The 18,025-nt window shown below is 40.3% G+C and carries 17 protein-coding genes and 2 tRNA genes; 10 read left to right on the top strand and 9 right to left on the bottom strand.

All coding sequences use genetic code 11. The features are described from left to right. Window positions 1-207: 207 nt before the first annotated feature. Both BUC20_RS11905 and recR read right to left on the bottom strand, forming a co-directional pair. Complete coding sequence (locus tag BUC20_RS11905) at window positions 208-1,023, bottom strand: SDR family oxidoreductase (protein ID WP_073231084.1); 816 nt, start codon at window positions 1,021-1,023, stop codon at window positions 208-210. Between the two features lie 5 nt (window positions 1,024-1,028). Then, entirely contained in the window at window positions 1,029-1,646 is a 618-nt protein-coding gene (gene recR, locus BUC20_RS11900; RefSeq protein ID WP_073231083.1) for a recombination mediator RecR, read from the bottom strand. 78 nt (window positions 1,647-1,724) lie between these two features. On the opposite strand from recR, the gene BUC20_RS11895 reads away from it, so the two are divergent. Then, complete coding sequence (locus BUC20_RS11895) at window positions 1,725-3,233, top strand: sodium:solute symporter (RefSeq protein WP_073231081.1); 1,509 nt, start codon at window positions 1,725-1,727, stop codon at window positions 3,231-3,233. 18 nt (window positions 3,234-3,251) lie between these two features. Beyond that, the gene (locus BUC20_RS11890) at window positions 3,252-3,959 is read left to right on the top strand and encodes an LOG family protein (RefSeq protein WP_073231079.1); all 708 of its coding nucleotides are present in this window, start codon (window positions 3,252-3,254) and stop codon (window positions 3,957-3,959) included. Window positions 3,960-4,294: 335 nt separating this feature from the next. Here BUC20_RS11890 and BUC20_RS11885 read toward each other — a convergent pair whose 3' ends face one another. Both BUC20_RS11885 and BUC20_RS11880 read right to left on the bottom strand, forming a co-directional pair. Beyond that, window positions 4,295-4,885 (bottom strand): DUF502 domain-containing protein, encoded by a 591-nt coding sequence (locus tag BUC20_RS11885; RefSeq protein ID WP_073231077.1) that lies wholly within the window; start codon window positions 4,883-4,885, stop codon window positions 4,295-4,297. A gap of 9 nt (window positions 4,886-4,894) precedes the next feature. After that, window positions 4,895-7,354, bottom strand: coding sequence for a bifunctional UDP-N-acetylmuramoyl-tripeptide:D-alanyl-D-alanine ligase/alanine racemase (locus BUC20_RS11880; protein WP_073231076.1), 2,460 nt, complete (start codon window positions 7,352-7,354; stop codon window positions 4,895-4,897). Window positions 7,355-7,858: 504 nt separating this feature from the next. Between BUC20_RS11880 and BUC20_RS11875 the strand changes: the two genes are divergently transcribed. From BUC20_RS11875 to BUC20_RS11845, 6 genes are all read left to right on the top strand, one after another. Then, window positions 7,859-8,695 carry a GNAT family N-acetyltransferase gene (locus tag BUC20_RS11875; RefSeq protein WP_073231074.1) on the top strand — a complete coding sequence of 279 codons (837 nt, stop codon included), beginning with the start codon at window positions 7,859-7,861 and terminating at the stop codon, window positions 8,693-8,695. A gap of 76 nt (window positions 8,696-8,771) precedes the next feature. Then, window positions 8,772-10,208, top strand: a complete 1,437-nt coding sequence (locus tag BUC20_RS11870; protein WP_073231072.1) for an aminotransferase-like domain-containing protein — start codon at window positions 8,772-8,774, stop codon at window positions 10,206-10,208. A gap of 67 nt (window positions 10,209-10,275) precedes the next feature. Next, window positions 10,276-10,764: a regulatory protein RecX gene (locus BUC20_RS11865; RefSeq protein ID WP_073231071.1), complete on the top strand. Its 489-nt coding sequence runs from the start codon at window positions 10,276-10,278 to the stop codon at window positions 10,762-10,764. Between the two features lie 137 nt (window positions 10,765-10,901). Next, window positions 10,902-10,974: transfer RNA gene (locus BUC20_RS11860), tRNA-Gly, on the top strand. Between the two features lie 49 nt (window positions 10,975-11,023). Beyond that, a tRNA-Leu gene (locus tag BUC20_RS11855) sits at window positions 11,024-11,108 on the top strand. A 197-nt stretch (window positions 11,109-11,305) separates the two neighbouring features. After that, the gene (locus BUC20_RS11845) at window positions 11,306-11,944 is read left to right on the top strand and encodes a class I SAM-dependent methyltransferase (RefSeq protein WP_073231067.1); all 639 of its coding nucleotides are present in this window, start codon (window positions 11,306-11,308) and stop codon (window positions 11,942-11,944) included. A gap of 323 nt (window positions 11,945-12,267) precedes the next feature. Here the strand turns inward: BUC20_RS11845 and BUC20_RS11835 are convergent, their stop codons facing one another. Together BUC20_RS11835 and BUC20_RS11830 are read right to left on the bottom strand one after the other, a co-directional pair. Then, on the bottom strand, window positions 12,268-13,338 hold the full coding sequence (locus tag BUC20_RS11835) for a WG repeat-containing protein (protein WP_073231063.1): 1,071 nt from the start codon (window positions 13,336-13,338) through the stop codon (window positions 12,268-12,270). A gap of 28 nt (window positions 13,339-13,366) precedes the next feature. Beyond that, complete coding sequence (locus BUC20_RS11830; protein WP_073231062.1) at window positions 13,367-14,146, bottom strand: hypothetical protein; 780 nt, start codon at window positions 14,144-14,146, stop codon at window positions 13,367-13,369. A 171-nt stretch (window positions 14,147-14,317) separates the two neighbouring features. Between BUC20_RS11830 and BUC20_RS11825 the strand changes: the two genes are divergently transcribed. After that, window positions 14,318-14,662, top strand: a complete 345-nt coding sequence (locus BUC20_RS11825) for a hypothetical protein (protein ID WP_200800932.1) — start codon at window positions 14,318-14,320, stop codon at window positions 14,660-14,662. Between the two features lie 42 nt (window positions 14,663-14,704). Here BUC20_RS11825 and BUC20_RS11820 read toward each other — a convergent pair whose 3' ends face one another. Both BUC20_RS11820 and BUC20_RS11815 read right to left on the bottom strand, forming a co-directional pair. Then, window positions 14,705-15,823: a hypothetical protein gene (locus BUC20_RS11820; RefSeq protein WP_073231060.1), complete on the bottom strand. Its 1,119-nt coding sequence runs from the start codon at window positions 15,821-15,823 to the stop codon at window positions 14,705-14,707. A gap of 79 nt (window positions 15,824-15,902) precedes the next feature. Continuing rightward, entirely contained in the window at window positions 15,903-16,913 is a 1,011-nt protein-coding gene (locus BUC20_RS11815) for an AraC family transcriptional regulator (RefSeq protein WP_073231059.1), read from the bottom strand. A 200-nt stretch (window positions 16,914-17,113) separates the two neighbouring features. On the opposite strand from BUC20_RS11815, the gene BUC20_RS11810 reads away from it, so the two are divergent. Next, entirely contained in the window at window positions 17,114-17,509 is a 396-nt protein-coding gene (locus BUC20_RS11810; RefSeq protein WP_073231057.1) for a nuclear transport factor 2 family protein, read from the top strand. A gap of 115 nt (window positions 17,510-17,624) precedes the next feature. On the opposite strand, the gene BUC20_RS11805 is transcribed toward BUC20_RS11810, so the two are convergent. Continuing rightward, window positions 17,625-18,023 carry a hypothetical protein gene (locus tag BUC20_RS11805; protein ID WP_073231056.1) on the bottom strand — a complete coding sequence of 133 codons (399 nt, stop codon included), beginning with the start codon at window positions 18,021-18,023 and terminating at the stop codon, window positions 17,625-17,627. Window positions 18,024-18,025: the final 2 nt, after the last annotated feature.

Below are 18,025 nucleotides of genomic sequence, written 5' to 3'. Positions count from 1 at the left end.
AACTCCTTTGAAATTTGTTAATACCCGGGTCGAGGTTTAGCCTATGTAGTGAACCTTAAATCTATGCAGGATTTCTCAAATACCGGAGCATGCTCTGAAAAGGCATAGAAAGATTTTGCCGCGCCCTTCAGCGCAAAAGATTTCAGCCGCTGAAGAGCATCTCCGGTATTTGAAGAGAAAGCAGCAAGATACTAAGTAAGAGCGGAATTATTTAATAAGGGCGTTCTTCTCTTTAGTAAAGTGGTTAAACACCAGCTTATCTGCCAATGCGGGAAGCAGTTTATTGATCCATACCGTTAATTTCCCTTGTCCCGTCATGACCAGTGTGCGTTTTCTTGCGGCAATCCCATTGACAATGCGCTGAGCTACTTCATCCGCAGTCATCATTTTCCCCTCTTCCATACTCGTTTCACCATGCGCTGCTCCATCTTTAGCCAGGGCGGTTACACGGATATTAGAGGCGGTAAATCCGGGACAAGCCACCATTACATGTACGCCTGTTTTCAAGAGTTCAGTTCTCAGTGCTTCCATAAACCCATTCATGGCAAATTTAGATGCCGAGTACCCCGTTCGCCCTGGTAATCCGCGATATCCCGCAATAGAAGAGACACCAATTACGCTGCCTTTGGTTTTCAGGATTTCGGGTAATGCATATTTCGTACAGTATACTGTTCCCCAGAAATTTACATCCATTAAATTTTTCAGGACAGAAAGATCAAGGTCATTGAACAAAGCGCGCATGGATAGTCCGGCATTATTGACCAGGATATCGATTTTATCGAAGGTAATTAAAGCCTGTTTGACCAGCACTTCACAATCATGTTCTTTGCTTACATCTACCTGTACTGCTACTGCACGGATGCCATATTTATTTTCCAGCTCAGCAGTAATTTCGCAAAGAGTTACATATTGTCTGGCAGCCAGCACCAGATTGGCACCACGTTTGGCAAATTCTTCGGCACAAGCCTTTCCTATACCGGAAGATGCACCGGTAATGATGACTACCTTATTCTTAAAATCCATGCTTGTTATTTGATTAATGAGTTTTCATAAGGCACCCTTGTAACAATTGAGCGACCTAAAGTAATTTCATCTGCATATTCGAGTTCACCACCAAAAGCAATTCCACGGGCAATTGTCGTGATTGGAATCTGGAAATCTTTAAGGCGTTTGTATAAATAGAAAAGGGTGGTATCACCTTCCATTGTTGCACTCAGAGCCAGTATCACCTCTTTTACAGGCGTAGTAGCTACGCGTTGAACCAGTGAGTCGATAAACAGATCTGAAGGCCCTATGCCATCCATTGGAGAAATCAGTCCTCCCAACACATGGTACACGCCAAAATACTGACCTGTATTTTCCACTGCCATCACGTCACGGGTATCTTCGACCACACAGATCACTTCCTTGTCCCGTTTATTGGCGGTACAGATTTCACAGATGTGCTGGTCAGAGATATTATGACAGATCGTACAGTGCTTGATCTCCTGTCTGAGCCTGATAATGGCATTTCCGAAGTTCGATACTTCTTCTTGCTCCTTGTTCAATAAATGCAATACTAAGCGTAATGCCGTCTTTTGTCCAACTCCTGGCAACTTTGAAAATTCATTGACAGCGTCTTCAAGAAGTTTAGAAGAAAAGTTCATTTTACAAATTTATATTTATCTTCCGTTATTTGATTTTTAAAATTTGATTTTCTTACATTTAGCTGCTAAAAACATACTATGAGTCCAGCTATACTTTTGTCTTTTTTAATTGGTTATTTTCTGATCCTGATCATTATTGCGTTTGCAACTTCGAAAAAATCATCTGATAACTCCACCTTTTTTATTGCCAACAGAAACTCAAAATGGTACCTTGTGGCCTTTGGGATGATTGGAACCGCATTATCCGGAGTAACTTTCATTTCCGTTCCCGGGGAGGTTGGTGCCCCTTCCGGCAATCAGTTTCAGTATTTCCAGTTTGTGCTGGGTAATGCCATAGGGTTTATCATTATTGCGACGGTGCTCCTCCCCCTCTATTACCGGATGCGGCTGACCTCGATCTACAGTTATATCGAACAGAGACTGGGTTTCTACAGTTACAAAACTGCAGCTTCCATTTTTCTGATCTCCAGAACCATAGGATCGGCCTTCCGTCTGTACCTGGTGGTTATTGTGTTACAGCGTTTTATATTTGACAGTTATGGCATTCCTTTCTGGGCAACCGTATTGATCTCTCTGGGCTTAATCTGGTCATACACCTTTAAAGGCGGATTAAAAACAATTATCATCACGGATACACTGCAAACGTTCTTCCTTGTTTTATCTGTATTCCTTACTTTATATTTCATTTGCAGCAGCCTGGATATGGACATCCCTAAGGCATTTGAATCGATCAAAAACAGTGGTTACTCGAAGATTTTCTTCTATGAAGACTTCCTGACGAGCAATTTCCATTTCAGTAAGCAGTTGTTGGGCGGAATATTTGTTACCATTGCGATGACGGGATTAGATCAGGATCTGATGCAGAAAAATTTAAGTATGAAAACTATCGGTGAAGCCCAAAAGAACATGTTTACCTTTACTGCGGTTTTTGTAGTGCTGAACATTTTTTTCTTAAGTGTAGGTGCTTTATTATACATTTATGCCACTAAAAACGGAATTGAAATCCCACTGGATCACGTCACAGGAAAGCCAAGAACAGACTTCCTGTTTCCCGAAATTGCCCTTAATCACTTAACGGTAATCCCTGCCATCGTATTTATGCTCGGGTTAACTGCCGCAACTTTTGCCACTACAGACTCGGCATTAACTGCATTAACGACCTCTTTCTGTGTAGATTTTCTACACATGGACAAAGGAAATGATTCCAATTCTCAAGCATCTGTTAACAAAAGACATATTGTTCACGTTGCATTTTCGTTATTAATGTTCGTTGTGATCATCATATTTAATGCATTTAACGATGAATCGGTAGTAAAAGGAATATTTAAAGTTGCCTCTTATACTTATGGCCCACTTCTTGGGCTGTATAGTTTTGGTCTTTTTGTCAGAAAAAGAGGACTTCATGATAAATTAGTACCTTTAGTATGTATCATCTCACCGGCAATATGTTACCTCCTCAATGCCAACTCAGCTACCTTATTAGGCGGCTATGTATTTAGTGTTGAGCTGATTCTGGTTAATGGGATCATCACCTTTATCGGGCTGTTACTGATCAGCAAAAAAACAGATTTACAAACTAAATTTTAATACCTAAATATCTATAGAATGACAAGTGAAGAGAAAATAAGAAGTGCATTTGAAAATAAAAACTGGCAGGAAATAAAAGTTACTGATTCCTGGCAGATCTTTAAAATAATGGCCGAATTCGTAGACGGCTTCGAGAAATTAGCAAAAATCGGCCCTTGTGTATCCATTTTCGGATCAGCAAGAACAGCAGAAACAAATAAATATTATGAGATCGCTGTGGAATGCGGCAGGTTATTGACCGAACGTGGTTATGGAGTAATTACCGGTGGTGGCCCCGGAATCATGGAAGCAGGAAATAAAGGTGCCCATATGAATGGTGGAAAGTCAGTAGGTCTGAACATTGACCTTCCTTTCGAGCAGTTTCACAATAAATACATCGACCATAATAAGTTATTAGAGTTTGATTACTTCTTTATCAGGAAGGTGATGTTCATGAAGTACTCTCAGGGCTTCGTCGTATTGCCAGGTGGCATGGGAACAATGGATGAGCTTTTCGAGGCGATCACATTGATTCAAACCGGAAAGATTGCCAGATTCCCGATCGTATTGGTAGGTAAAGATTATTGGGGCGGCTTAGTAGACTGGATTAAAAACACCATGCTACAGAAAGAGCATAACATTCATGCAGAAGATTTAAACCTGTTCAGGTTAGTTGATACTGCCGAAGAAGCGGCTGAGCATATTTTCAGGTTCTATGATAAATATGTATTGAAACCGAATTTCTAACCTTACAAAGGAATGGCCTGGTGTCTTTCCTGTTTAATTTTACCGGCAACGCTTTACCTAGGTAAGGCGTTTTTTTTGTCCCCTCTTTTATTGCGAATTGTAGTGTTGCGAATGGCCTATTACGTATCGCGAATTGTGGTGTTGAATATTAAGTGTTGAATATTGAATATTGAGTGTTGAGTGTTGAGTGTTGAATATTGCTTATTACCTATTGACGAGAACCTTCATGTTAGCACTTAATTCAAAATAAAAAACATGTGGTTATGAGACGACATCCAAATATTTTGCCCTTCAGCAAAAGATTTGAGGAGACGAATAACTATATGTTTTTTATTTTAGAAATGACTAACACCCCCTGAAACTACGAGCTTCATTGCATCAGCAGCACTCATATTAAGCGGTTTAATTTTTTCGTTCTTCACAATATAAACCTGACCGGCAAAAGAATAAGAAAACGGGAAATACACAACTGCTTCTCCTGGAAGGCCAATATTTGCCAGATCACTTTGGGTCAGGAATCCTATCCGCTTAAGATCGCCTTCCACCTCTACCAGCACCGGGTTATTGAATTTCTTCTCATCCCCGACAAATGCTTCTGTAAGGTCTTTAATAGACGAATAGATAAATTTCAGTATTGGAAGTCTGTCCAGAATTTTAGTAAACCAATTGTACATTGGTTCAGTTACGAAGTTGGTTACAAAGATTCCTGCGACCAGGGTGATGGAGATGACCAGCAATAATCCAAGTCCTGGTATGTTTCTGCTCGCACCTGTTCTGGGGTCAACACCTAAAATATTGTTCACATTCAACCAGCTGTCTACTGTAGTAACAGCCCAGATTACAATAAAAATACTAAGCGCAATGGGCAATACAATCAGTAGCCCTTTAATGAGGTACCTTAGAAAAGCCCGACCAATTCTGTTCATCCTGCAAAACTACTCATAAAAATAGACCCGTTTTACCCTTTGTGAAATATTTGTTAAGATCTCATAAGGGATGGTACCGATCTGTTCTGCCAGGTCGGCGATGGTCAGCTCCCCATTGAAAACGATCACTTCATCTCCTGGTTTCACCGATAATCCTGTCACATCCAACATACACATATCCATGCAGATGCTCCCAATTGTAGGCACCAGTTTTCCATTAACCAGCATTTTGCCTGTCCCCTTTCCAAACCTTCGGTTATAGCCATCGGCATATCCGATTTTTACCGTTGCGGTCCTTCCACCATTGGGCATGATTCCATTCCTTCCATATCCAATCGTTTCATTTGGCTCTACCTCTATCACCTGGGTAACAGTAGTTTTCAGCACTACAGCCGCCTGCAACCCACGGTTTTTAGGGATACCACCATCATAGCCATAAAGACCTATTCCTATCCTTACCATGTCAAATTGAGCTTCCGGATGGCGGGTAATTCCTGAGGTATTGGAGATGTGCCAGATGAATTTATAATCTAAGCCTTCTGAAATTTTTTGGGCGAATGTATTGAATCTCTGGATCTGAAGTTTTGTAAAGGCATCATGGTGTTCATCTTCACTCGCAACAAGGTGTGAGAAAACGGAGACCACTTTAACTTTCCTGCTGCCATTGATTGTTTCCAGTAGCTCAGAAAGGTCTTTTTCTTCGAAACCAAGGCGGTTCATTCCGGTATTTACTTTCAGATGTACGGGATACTCATAGGTATCGGCGGGAAGGAAGCTGATGAAACTATTTAAGATATCCAGGTTATATATTTCCGGCTCCAGCTGATATTTTATGATGGCATCAAAGGCTGAAGGCTCCGGACTCATGACCATAATGGGCAAGGTGATCCCACCTTTTCTAAGCGCTACCCCTTCATCGGTATAAGCCACAGCAAGGTAATCTACTTTATGGTATTGGAGTACGTTGGCAATTTCGAAACTTCCGCTTCCATAAGAGAAAGCTTTCACCATCGCCATAATTTTCACTTTTGGCTTTAGCTTATTTCTATAAAACTGCAGGTTACCCGCAAGTGCATTGAGGTCAATTTCCAGTACCGTATCATGCACCTTTTGAGTGATCAGCTTACTGATTCTTTCAAATTCAAATTTTCTGGCCCCCTTTACCAGAATTGTTTCATTATTGAAATGAACGGCGGGGAAATGGTCTATAAAATCGGGTGTACTTTCAAAAAACGAGCTTTCCATCTCAAACAATTCTGCTGATGCAGAGATATGGGGGCCAATTCCAATCAGTCTGTTCAGGTTCTTTTGTTTCAATAAGGATGCGATTTCCGTATAGAGTTCTGTTTGATCTTTTCCTGTTTCATGTAAATCGGATAAGATTAATGTCTTTTTTGGGTGTTGATTTTGAAGGTTAAGAAAATCGAGGGCAATGGCCAGTGAAGAGATATCGGCACTATAGGAGTCATCGATCACCGAGCATTGGTTGATGCCGTTTTTTAGTTCCAGGCGCATGCCTACCCTCGTCAGTTTCTCCAGACGTGCATCGGCTTCTTCTGGTGAATAGCCCATAGACAACAAAGTTGCCCAGCAGATGATGCCATTTTCCACTGAAGCTCTGTCGGAAAAGGGAATTAAACATTCGATCTCTGCTCCTTTAAAGATTGCTCTCACATAATTACGGCCCTCAATAGGTTCAATAAAAGAGATCTGCAGGTCAGCTTTTTGCTTTGTACTCCAGGAGAATTTTCTTTGCCCCGGGAGCTCTGATACCGGAAGACCAAGCGTATATTCCGGAGCATAAATGAATACCTCCGCATCTTTAAAAAGCTTTAACTTTTCAAGAAGTTTATCTTTTGGGGAGGCAAAACCTTCATCATGTGCTTCTCCCAGATTTGTTAAGATGCCAATACCTGGCTTGATGATTTTCTGAAGGGCTTCCATTTCATTTTCCTTAGAAATCCCGGCTTCAAAAATCCCAAGGGTATGTTCTTCAGTGATGTTCCATACAGATAAGGGTACTCCAATCTGGGAATTAAAGCTTCTTGGGCTTCTGACAATATTAAAATCAGCAGCAAGCAGCTGATACAACCACTCTTTAACAACCGTTTTACCATTGCTGCCGGTGATGGCCAGTACCTGTAAATCGTACTGATCCCTATGGGCAATTGCAAGTGTTTGCAGGGCCAGCAGCACATTTTCTACCAGCAGGATATTGGCATCTCTGAATTTCTCCAGGTAGGCCTTATCACTAATGACAAAACTTCTGATCCCATTTGCATAAGCATCCTCCAAATATTCATGTCCATCTCTCTTGGAGCTCAAGGCAAAAAACAAAGAACTTTCAGGATCAATCACACTTCTGCTGTCAATTACCAACCTTGTGACTTTAAGCTCAGGATTAGAAATAAAGGATTTTGCCTGAATAATTTCCGCGAAATGATCAATCGTATAAATGGTGCTGCTCATGGCTTCAAAATTAAAACATTTATATTAAAAACTGATGCTATGATTGGTGGGTCAGGTCATTTTTCAGGTCATGACAGATCAGTACCAGTATTCGCTCAATATTGCTTTTTAAAGCTTTGTAAACCCTAATCAGGAATACCTGAAACCGGATGATTTTTTCTGTAAACCAATAGCTGTAAAACGCAGCGCCGGAATAGTTCAAAAAACAGCCTTCGAATTACTCAAAAGGCCATTTTTGGACCATTTCCAGACTGAGCTTAATACGGTTTTACCTATACACGCTCTAAGCTCGGTCTAAACTCGGTCTATACTCGGTGCAGACTCGGTCAGAAGCCTGTTAAAGGCGGGTAAGCAGCGAGGAAGAAATGAGCTTATTCTGAGTGTTCCCGGAAGCAGTTTAAAACCTGAAAAGAATCAGGTAAAAATCTTAACACATGAGCATCCGCAGCCTATCCTTTAAAGGAAAAATATATAATTTAGCGACCAATAAAGAAAGCCATCAATATGTTAGCATTTAAAAATTTATCGGATATATCTATTGTCACTTTACTGGAAACATTCAATGAATCCTTTTCCGATTATCTGGTGCCCCTGCAGCTCACAACAGAACAGTTAGAGCGGAAACTGATTTCTGATTCTATTGACCTGAGCTATTCTGCAGGAGTTTTTGAAGACGAAAAATTAATCGGTTTTATTTTACATGGTATAGGTGTAGTTCAGGGAGAAAAGGCCGCTTATAATGCAGGGACAGGAGTCATCCCATCAAAAAGAGGGCAGCAACTCACCAAACTGATGTATCAGTTTATAGTTCCTTCACTGGAAGCAGCAGGTATCAGAAACTGCTATCTCGAAGTGCTGGAGAAAAATGTTCCTGCAATAAAAAGTTATGAATCTGTAGGTTTTGAGGTTAACAGAACACTCAGCTGTTTTAAAGGAACTCCACAAATCCCAAAAAATGACCATCCATACCAGGTGACCAGGTTGAGCGGGATAGATTGGGACCAATGTTTTACTTTCTGGGATTGGCAACCCTCCTGGCAAAACTCAATTACTGCCTTAATGAATATCGGGGAAGGGAACAACAGTATCGGAATTTATCAGGATGAAAAACTGGTAGCCTATGCCAGTTATAATCCACAGAACAACCGGATTTCACAATTCGCTGTCGACAAAAATTATAGGAACAAAGGTTTGGGAAGCGCTTTATTCGAATATATTTACAAGGAACGTAATGCAGAAATATCGCTGATCAATGTGGACGCTAATGCTACAGAAACGATCACCTTCTTAAAATCAATTGGCCTTGAGGTTTTCATTACCCAATATGAAATGAAAAAATAAAGCGATTACCCTACTGGAAAAGCGGAAACCGATACAGATACAATTTGATTACATTTGATCAATACAGTTATCTGAGATGAACATAAAAGGCAATCAATTTTTATACCTGCAAATTGCAGACAGGCTGGAAAAACAGATCATAGATCAGGTACTGAAGGCAGGCGACAAACTGCCTTCAGTAAGAATGCTTTGCAGGGAACAGGGATTGAGTATGAGCACTGTAACACAAGCTTATTATGAACTTGAGAGCCGTTCTTTGATTGAAACACGGCCACGTTCCGGATATTTTGTTTCTCTCCCTCCTGTCAAACGCCTGGCCATCCCTGAAACGAGTAATCCTTCTGTCTTAAACAGCCCCTTATCGCCCGACGATCTTGTCAACCAGGTTTATCTTGACCGTGAAGATCCAAATAACACCCTTTTTTCACTGGGGATGCCACATGATGATTTCTTACCGATTGCCAAATTGAACAAGGGGATGGTGCAAGCCATGCGCAATCTTCCTGCAAGCGGCACCGGTTATGAGCTCACACAGGGAAATGAAAACCTCAGAAGGGAGATTGCAAAATGGTCATTCGGCTGGGCTGCAGATTTTACGGAGCATGACCTGATCACAACTTCAGGCTGTATGAATGCCATTTCCTACGCCCTCATGGCAACAACACAACCCGGAGATACCATTGCCATAGAAAGCCCTGCTTATTTTGGCATTTTGCAACTGGCAAAAAGCATGGGGCTTCAGGTATTGGAATTGCCGACCAATGCCATTACAGGAATTGAACTGGAAGCTTTAAAGAAGGTTCTTGCCACCAATAAGATCAAAGTATGCTTATTTGTGAGTAATTTCAACAATCCTTGTGGCTCCTCCATGCCCGATGAACATAAAAGGGAAGCGGTCAGGCTGCTGGAACATTATCACATTCCCCTGATCGAAGACGACATACATGGGGACCTCTATTTTAGCAAGAACAGGCCAACAACCTGCAAGACATACGATGAAAGTGGTTTAGTGCTTTATTGCAACTCTATTTCCAAGACACTGGCCCCGGGATACAGAGTGGGCTGGATTGCTCCCGGCCAATTTAAGGATCAGGTGCTGAAGCTGAAGCGCTACCAGGCCGTATCTTCTGTATCCCTGACTTCAGAAGTAGTTTCTACTTTTCTCAGAAACGGGAGGTATGAAAATCACCTGAGAAAATTACGACAATCTTTACACCACAACAGCATGAAATATAGTGCTGTTATCGCCGATTATTTCCCTGAAGGAACCAGGGTCAGTCAGCCACAAGGAGGATATTTTCTATGGCTGGAGCTGGATAAAAACATAGATACTGTTGAATTGTATCAGCGGGCACTTAAACAACAGATCAGTATCGCCCCTGGAAGGATGTTCAGTTTTCAGTCGCAGTTTGACCATTGCATGCGACTGAGTTTTGGCCTCCCCTGGACCTCTTTATTGGAAAAGAAGCTTCAACAATTGGGGAAGATCGCAACAAACATGCAGAAGCCTTAGTAAATTTGACTCAAAAACAACGCGTTTCCTGCGCTTGCTTGTTGCCGATTATGTAATATTGTAAGCATTGGAAACATCAGATAAAAAAACCGTCAGACTAGATAAAAAGACCGCTTTATTTAAGGCAGAGCATTATTGTGCCTATCAGGAACGCGCACAACAGGAAGTCCGGGATAAGCTTTATGATTTCGGATTGCATCACGATGAGGTAGAAGAACTGATTTCTGAACTCATCAGCACCAACTTTTTAAATGAGGAAAGGTTTGCCCAGGCCTTTGTATCCGGAAAGTTTAACATCAAGAAATGGGGCAAAATAAAAATCAAACAGGCGCTGAAACTGAAAAAAGTTCCGGAAAAGATGATTTTAAAAGCGTTGAACAAGATAGATTATGATGAATATTTGAAGGTCATCCTCCATTCTGCGGAGAAAAAGTCTGGATTGATCACTGAAAAAGACCCTTACAAAAGGAGAAATAAGCTCATCACACACCTCATGAGCAAGGGATTTGAAAATAATTTGATCATGGAAGTATTGAAGTCCAACAACTTATACTAAACCTTGAAATTATTTATAAAAAAAACTTGACAGGAAAATAAAAGTGTCTATATTTGCATTCCCAAACGAAACAAAGGGTATTACGAAATACACTTTGCTAGAATGGCAACATCGGATGATGTTAAAACCAAAATCATGCGAAAGTAGCTCAGTTGGTAGAGCACGACCTTGCCAAGGTCGGGGTCGCGAGTTCGAATCTCGTCTTTCGCTCTAAATGCCTTCATTAAATGAGGGCATTTAATTTAAAAGGTTAACACCTGCTCAGATGGTGGAACTGGTAGACACGCAGGACTTAAAATCCTGTGACCTTAAAAGTCGTGCGGGTTCGATTCCCGCTCTGAGTACTGAAGAGGCTTAATGACCTCGTAAAAAGCTAACAAGATGATTGTTAGCTTTTTTTTTATAAAATATAATCCCCAGTTCCCAAAGCCTCTGCTATTCTTTTTCCAAACCATTGCATGGCATGAGTTCGTAAATTCTTTTGAAATATTCTTATATTTCATTGTTATTGAGCTTTACATCTTCAAAATGAGGAAATAAAATGAATACACAGGACAAAGTATTAAGTTGTTACAATAAGGTAGCTGACGATTATGCGGCTGACCGTTGGGATGAACTCTCAAAGAAACATCTGGACCAACTGTTATTAAAGGAGTTTGCTGCCGTCAATAAAGACAAAGGGCCATGTGCCGACTTTGGTTGCGGTCCCGGACAAACAACAAGATTTTTGTATGATAACGGCTTAAAAGACATTGTCGGCATCGACCTGTCGCCGGCAATGGTTAGCGCAGCCCGGAAGCTATCTCCTGACATTAAATTTGAGACCGGGGACTTATTGAACATCGGCTACGCTGCTGAACATTTTATAAGTACTGTGGCCTTTTATTCCATCGTACATTTTGATACTGAACAAGTCAAAAAATGTTTCGGAGAAATAAACAGGGTAATGAAAGCCGGAGGGGACTTTTTATTTTCTTTTCATGCAGGAGATGAAATCGTTCATTTCGACAAGGCTCATGATAAAGAAATTGATATTGATTTGTACTTCTTTAAAACAGATGACATTATAAAATTGCTTTACGAAACGGGTTTTAATATCGTTGATGCCATAGAACGGCCTGCCCGTGAAGACATGAATTATCCAACCAGGCGTGCCTATATCTGGGCTGAAAAAAAATGATTTCACTACTCCTATTTATTCACAAACATGATTAAATAAGTGATCAATAGGACAACGATAACAGCCACAGCAAGAGCTATGGGAACCCACCATATGCGCATTTTGTTTGCTGACTTAACATGTAAAAAATACCCCAATACCAGTACTGGCATATTACAGACCGCCATAATATTTAGTTCAATAAATACCATAGGAATATGACTGCTACCATATTTAAAAGTATAATATAAATGTATTAAGCTTAGCAGCTGGATCAACGCAATTGCAGACGGAACTATCGATTTATTCATTGGGTATAAACCAGGGTTTATTTAAGTACAGCTTTAAGGTTTTGTAATATATATCCACCGCAGATGATGACTTTCAGACATTTCTAATATCAGGGCCTTGCCTTCACTAAATAAGTTTGCTTCAGGAAAAGCGGGAAGAAAAACCCAATCCCCTTTTTTATCGATATAACCGGATAATTTTCTTGTAAAACCGTTCTTTTTTATTTCTACTGTTGCTACAGCCAGGCCTTCTGAAAAATCAAGTGCAGTATCAAATTTAAAATCAATGATTTGTTTTCCTTTTCTATCAATATACCCGACTTTGGAGTCCTCATTTTCTACATACGCCATTCCTTCATGAAAATCCCCAACATTGCTATATTTAGGTTTGATCACAACATTGCCTTTTAAATCTATAAAACCCCATTTTTCAGATTCATCGCAAAATGCAATTAAGCCTTCTGAAATCGATGCAAGCACACTGTATTTTGGCTCGACCACAAATTTACCGGTTGCATCAATCACTCCCGACAAGCCTTCTCTTGTTTTCCGGGCAATCGCAAATCCCTCTTCAAAAGCCTCTATTTCGTCAAAATCCAAAGAAATGATTAATGCTCCTTTTTTATTTATCGCACCATACTTTTTCCCATCAGAGACCACCGCTACGCCGTTTTTGAATGGAAGTGTAACCATATATTTTCTATCGACAGGCAGCATCTCCTTACCATTTACGTCAATAAAACCATAGAAGCCCTTCCTTGCTACAAATACAAGTGAATCAGAAAACTCAGCGGCAACCCGGTAAATGGTATCTATGGCTAATTTTCCGGATGGGTTGATATAACCGTATTTTCCGGATTTCGTATAAATCTTCGCCCTGCCGTTCACAAAAAAACCGGGGAATTCGGAGGTACGTTTAAATTTAAAAGGCAATAAATTCCCCTTTTCATCAATATACTGATAGTAGTCATCTATACATACTAATGCCCGTTTTTCATGAAAAGGGCTTGCCGATTCAAAACTCAGCTGATTGAACAGCGTTTTATAATCTTTCTTATTTTGTGAATAAAGAAAAAGGGGCAAGAATGGGATGAATAAAAACAGGTACTTAATTGTTGATGTCATTTTAAAATTTTATGTTAATCCTCCTCAGTTATTCCTGCAAGCTGGTTACCACATCTTTTGTACTCAGTTCCACAGGCTTTCCCTCCGCTATACTTTGAACTGTTGCCAGCGACATGGTCTTTGTACTTATATTTCCAAATTTAACTCTCAAATGTGGTTTTCCTGCAATATAATAAGCGACATCAGGCATAAAGTCTGATTCCTGCTCTGGCTGTACCTGAATATTATTCCCGGTTATGCTGGTGATCTTGCCCGTATTGCGTTTTTTTGTCAGTATATTTCTGAGTGCAAGAGAAACGTTGATCTTTGTAACCTTATGAGGTTCCAGACGCATAAAGCAAAAATCATTTTCCGAATTGGATTTTCCCAGTCTACGGTCTTCATAGTAAATTTTTGCAGCAGTTGAACTAAAAGTCTTTGTTAAGCTGAGCCAGCCTTTATCTTTCTGCTGCAGAAAGAATTCATCAACAAATTTCTGAATTTCAAGGTTACCGACATAAACCACCAGATCATCAAAACTGATCCTGTAAAAAAAAAGGGAAGGAAAATCAGGTTCTAACTTTTCAATGATCTCCAAACGTTCAAACCGCTGATCATACCTCGCCACCCTATTTGTAGCATAAGTAATCTTAGTGCCTGCTTTTTCAAACTGGCATTTTACAGAACCCCCCTTTAACCCTTCGGGTTTGGAATATTTTAAAGTTAGCAGATAAGGCGCTCGTCCACACCTGGCCAGTGTATCAGTATGTTGGGCATTTGTTTTAGCATAAACAAAGAGTAGAAGGGAGATCACCAATGCCTTTTTCATAAAAAATCTTTTTTATTCATCTTATCTAATATAAAGAAAATATGACACCACCAGATGAAAAGATATAAGTTCCAAAGGGTAGTTACAAATTATTTTAGTCAAACACTTTGAAATACAAAGTACTTTTAATTATCTTTAATATACCGTTACAAATCTGAACTTAAAACAAAAATGACCATGACATCACCTGGCAATTTAACAACACAGCCCATTCATCGGGCTCCATTAACAAAACGAATGATACAGGGTGCAGCAATTGCTTTAATCCTCATTGTAATTTTTCTGCTTCGTGCCGGAGAACCGAACCCGGAATGGGGGAAGCTATGGAGGATTAAACCCTTAATCATAGTTCCTTTAGCCGGGGCATCAGCAGGAGTATTTTATTACCTTATGGATCATTTCCGTCAACAAGGAGGCTGGAAAAAGGTATTGGTTAATATACTTAGTTTGATGGTAGCTATCATTGCCCTATGGCTTGGCACTGTATTGGGCCTGAATGGTACCTATTGGAATTGATCAGCTTCAACTGATCAATTCCTCTCTGCATTACATCTGTCATCATTCTCCCTTTTTTACCAGATAAAGATGATTGGCATCATTAGAATATATGGCGTAATTCAGGTTTCTGCTTGTATAGTAATTCAGGTTAAAAGGAGATACATTCTCCCCACTTCCATGACTACGGTAATAGCGAATTACTCCTGTGTCGGCTTTCTCTTGTTCTATAATGAGATCAGATACTTTAATCTTCAGGCTATCCAGATTCAGGGGCAGGTTAAAATAAGCAGTACCTGACCAACCGGCGGTTGAAAAACCTGCCTGTCCCCCACCGATAGCATGACCATAACTCAACCACTCTGTTTTTTCAAAAAATTTAAGTTCAAAATTCTCCTCTTCTGCTGGTTGCCTGTCATTTGAGGTACGGAAAAAATCGTACCTCAATGCGCGAAGTTTGTCTGCATCATTTATATCGGCACCAAATGATTGCCTTCTGTAAAGCACCTGCCATATTCCACCTTTGAAGAAGAACATTTTATTTAAAGACCAGGATATCCCATTTTCTCCCGATTGATTTTCGGCCTCATAAAAGATATGTTTGGCATCCAGGCTAATCTCATGATCTGTTTTTTCCAGTTTTTCCGTAGTCCAGCTCAGATCCTGATTCAGGATTTTGATTCTTTTTTTCGTTTTATCTCCATTTAATGGCCAGGTATTATAATAATATCCTTCCTCCGAAGAAAGGTAAACAACATAAGCTCCAACAAATCCTGAACGCAGGCCTCCCCGTAAGGGATGATACAAAGAATCTGTTATTGTTCCTGATTTATCCAGTTTATAGTAATGGTAACCGGACTCCTTTTCTTTTTCTTCACGGTTAACCTCTACAATAATATCGTCGCCGACTCCATAAAATAGCCTTATCGGATTGGGAGTCCAATAATTTTCACTCTTAATGAGCAATTCAAATTTATATGCCGAGGACTGAACGTTAGTGCTCAGCGATTGATAATCCTTAAATTCCTCAGGAACTTCTCCCCCGCTCAGGAAAGAAATCTTTTTACCTCCTTTCTCATATGACCTCAACTCTTTACGATCTGCATTCCGGCATCCACAGCACAATAGCATTGGTAAAAGAAAAGACGTCATTACCCCTTGAAAGATAAATTTAATGTTCATTCCACAAAAATATAGTCCTGTTTGCTCAAAACAAGGTCCTATTGCTATTCGTAAGGGATAAAACGATGGATGCTGAAGATCATTTATTATTCGTTTGATAAACTGCCGGAGTGGTACCTGTCCAACGTTTAAACGAGCGGATGAAAGCAGGAATCTCATTATACCCTAACATATAGGAAACCTGTTTTATAGGATAAGATCCGGACTTCAGGTAATCTATTGCCAAAGATTTACGGGCATCATCTGCCAATTGCTGAAAATTAACTCCCTCCTCCTTTAACTTGCGCTGTAATGTCCTTGTGCTGATGTTAAAGTTTGAGGCGATTTGTTCCTGAGAGATAATTCCCAGATAAGAGTTGCTCATCAGATAATTGGAAATCCTCCTTTGTAAAGTTGCAGGTTCTTTCAGCGTCATTTCCGTAAAAGGCTGTAGCTTTTTCACTAAAAACCTTTGCATCTCAAAATTTGCAGAGAGTATTGGTTCATTCCAATAGCACTGATCAAAAGTAATGCTGTTCTCTCCGGCATTAAAGATTGGCGCACAGCGCATGACACGTGTATATTCATTCACCTCATCCTTAGCTATTGCATAGCTAACAGAAAGAGGAATGACTTTCTTTAAAAGCAGGCCATCGAGTTCATGGATCGCAAATACTATTAAAAAATCCAGGGTCTGCAGCAAGGCAGGGTGCTGCTCCCAATCTTCCAGCTGCGGAACAAACCGAATACTAAAAGTCTGCTCATCACTTGTTATTTTCAGGCAAAAAGCAGTAGTGATCAATGGGGTCAATGAAGCAGCAATGGTCAATGCATCGCCAACAGTACCACTCGCTTTGATAATTTCTCCAACAATCCCCAGTGCAGACAATTGCAGTGATTCTCCAAAATGCAAACCAAATAGCTGGTCTCTGGTTAAATGTAAGGCATTCAGCCAGACATCGTTCAGCTGCTTATCAGACAATACTTTCTCTTCATCTTTCAGTTCCTCCATGCTGACATTTGATAAACGGCACAATACCTCAGCCGGAATATCCCTTTGCACCGCATAGGCAAGCATGCTCATCACCAATTTCTTTACCTGGTCTTCCATCGTTTCAATTTATAACATGAAGATAACGCAATCCAGGCTATAAAAACGAGAAATGGCGCAAAATGGTAATCATCTGTCGCAGAAAGGTATCAACACCAACTCCCCTATTCCTGACCTTTGTTTCAACAACAATAAGAAAACTTCGATCATTTATTAAATAATAAGATCTATTAAAAACTAACCCATAAACAATAAAGAACATGAAAAACGAAGCAAAAAGAGTAGTTACAGCATTCCTTACAGCAGTACAAAACGGAGACAACGCGACACTGGCAGCCCTCTTGCATCCATCTGTAAGCTGGAACCAACCGGGAGAGAATCAGATCTCAGGCATCAAAAATTCTAACACTGAAGTATTTCAAATGGTTGGAAAAATGTTTGAACTTTCAGCCAATACCTTAAAGTTAACTGACATCACCTCTATCGGTGCAAATGGAAGCAAAGTCTCTTGTGTATTACGCTGGATCGCCAGTAAACCAAATGGCAGTACTATGGAAGTAGACAACATTGATGTCTATACCGTTGAGAACGGGCAAATCGTTAAGGCTGAAATCTTTTCTGCAGATCTGGAAAAGGAAAATCAATTTTGGGTTTAATAACTCTTCAAGGGTTTCAATATACCGCTGATGATCAAAACTTTTAAACCGCTCAATTAATCGTAAAAGGTGTCCTTATAAATCCGGACACCTTTTCTTTTTTTACCGGATTAAATTATGGCAGGAAAGTTTCATGCAAATCCAGCCATTGTAAATGGCCCTCTTCATTCCGAACAAACAAAGCCGTTGAAATCCGTTTATTATCTGCACCTCCCCCCACCTGGGTTTCTACATATTCCATCATTATTGCATCCTGCAGCTCAAAGCGCAGATTGATGTCCTTCACTTCCAATACAATTCCCGGTTTTGCGGCATACACAGAGGGCAGCCATTCTGCCAGGTCAGTACGGTTCTTAAATGCTCCTGTTGGGCTGATCATCCTGAAGTTTGTATGAAAACCACTCAATGCCAACATTTCTTCCTTTTCGTTAGGGCTCATCTCTCCCCTGAACCATTTTCCGATCTGCTCATGGAAATGAACAATTTCCTGGCTCGCCAATTCGTTTAAATTCATAA

It is taken from the genome of Pedobacter caeni, from assembly GCF_900129215.1.
Lineage (GTDB): Bacteria > Bacteroidota > Bacteroidia > Sphingobacteriales > Sphingobacteriaceae > Pedobacter > Pedobacter caeni.
Note: the sequence above shows the minus strand (reverse complement) of the source record. Positions and strands in the feature narration are given on the sequence as shown.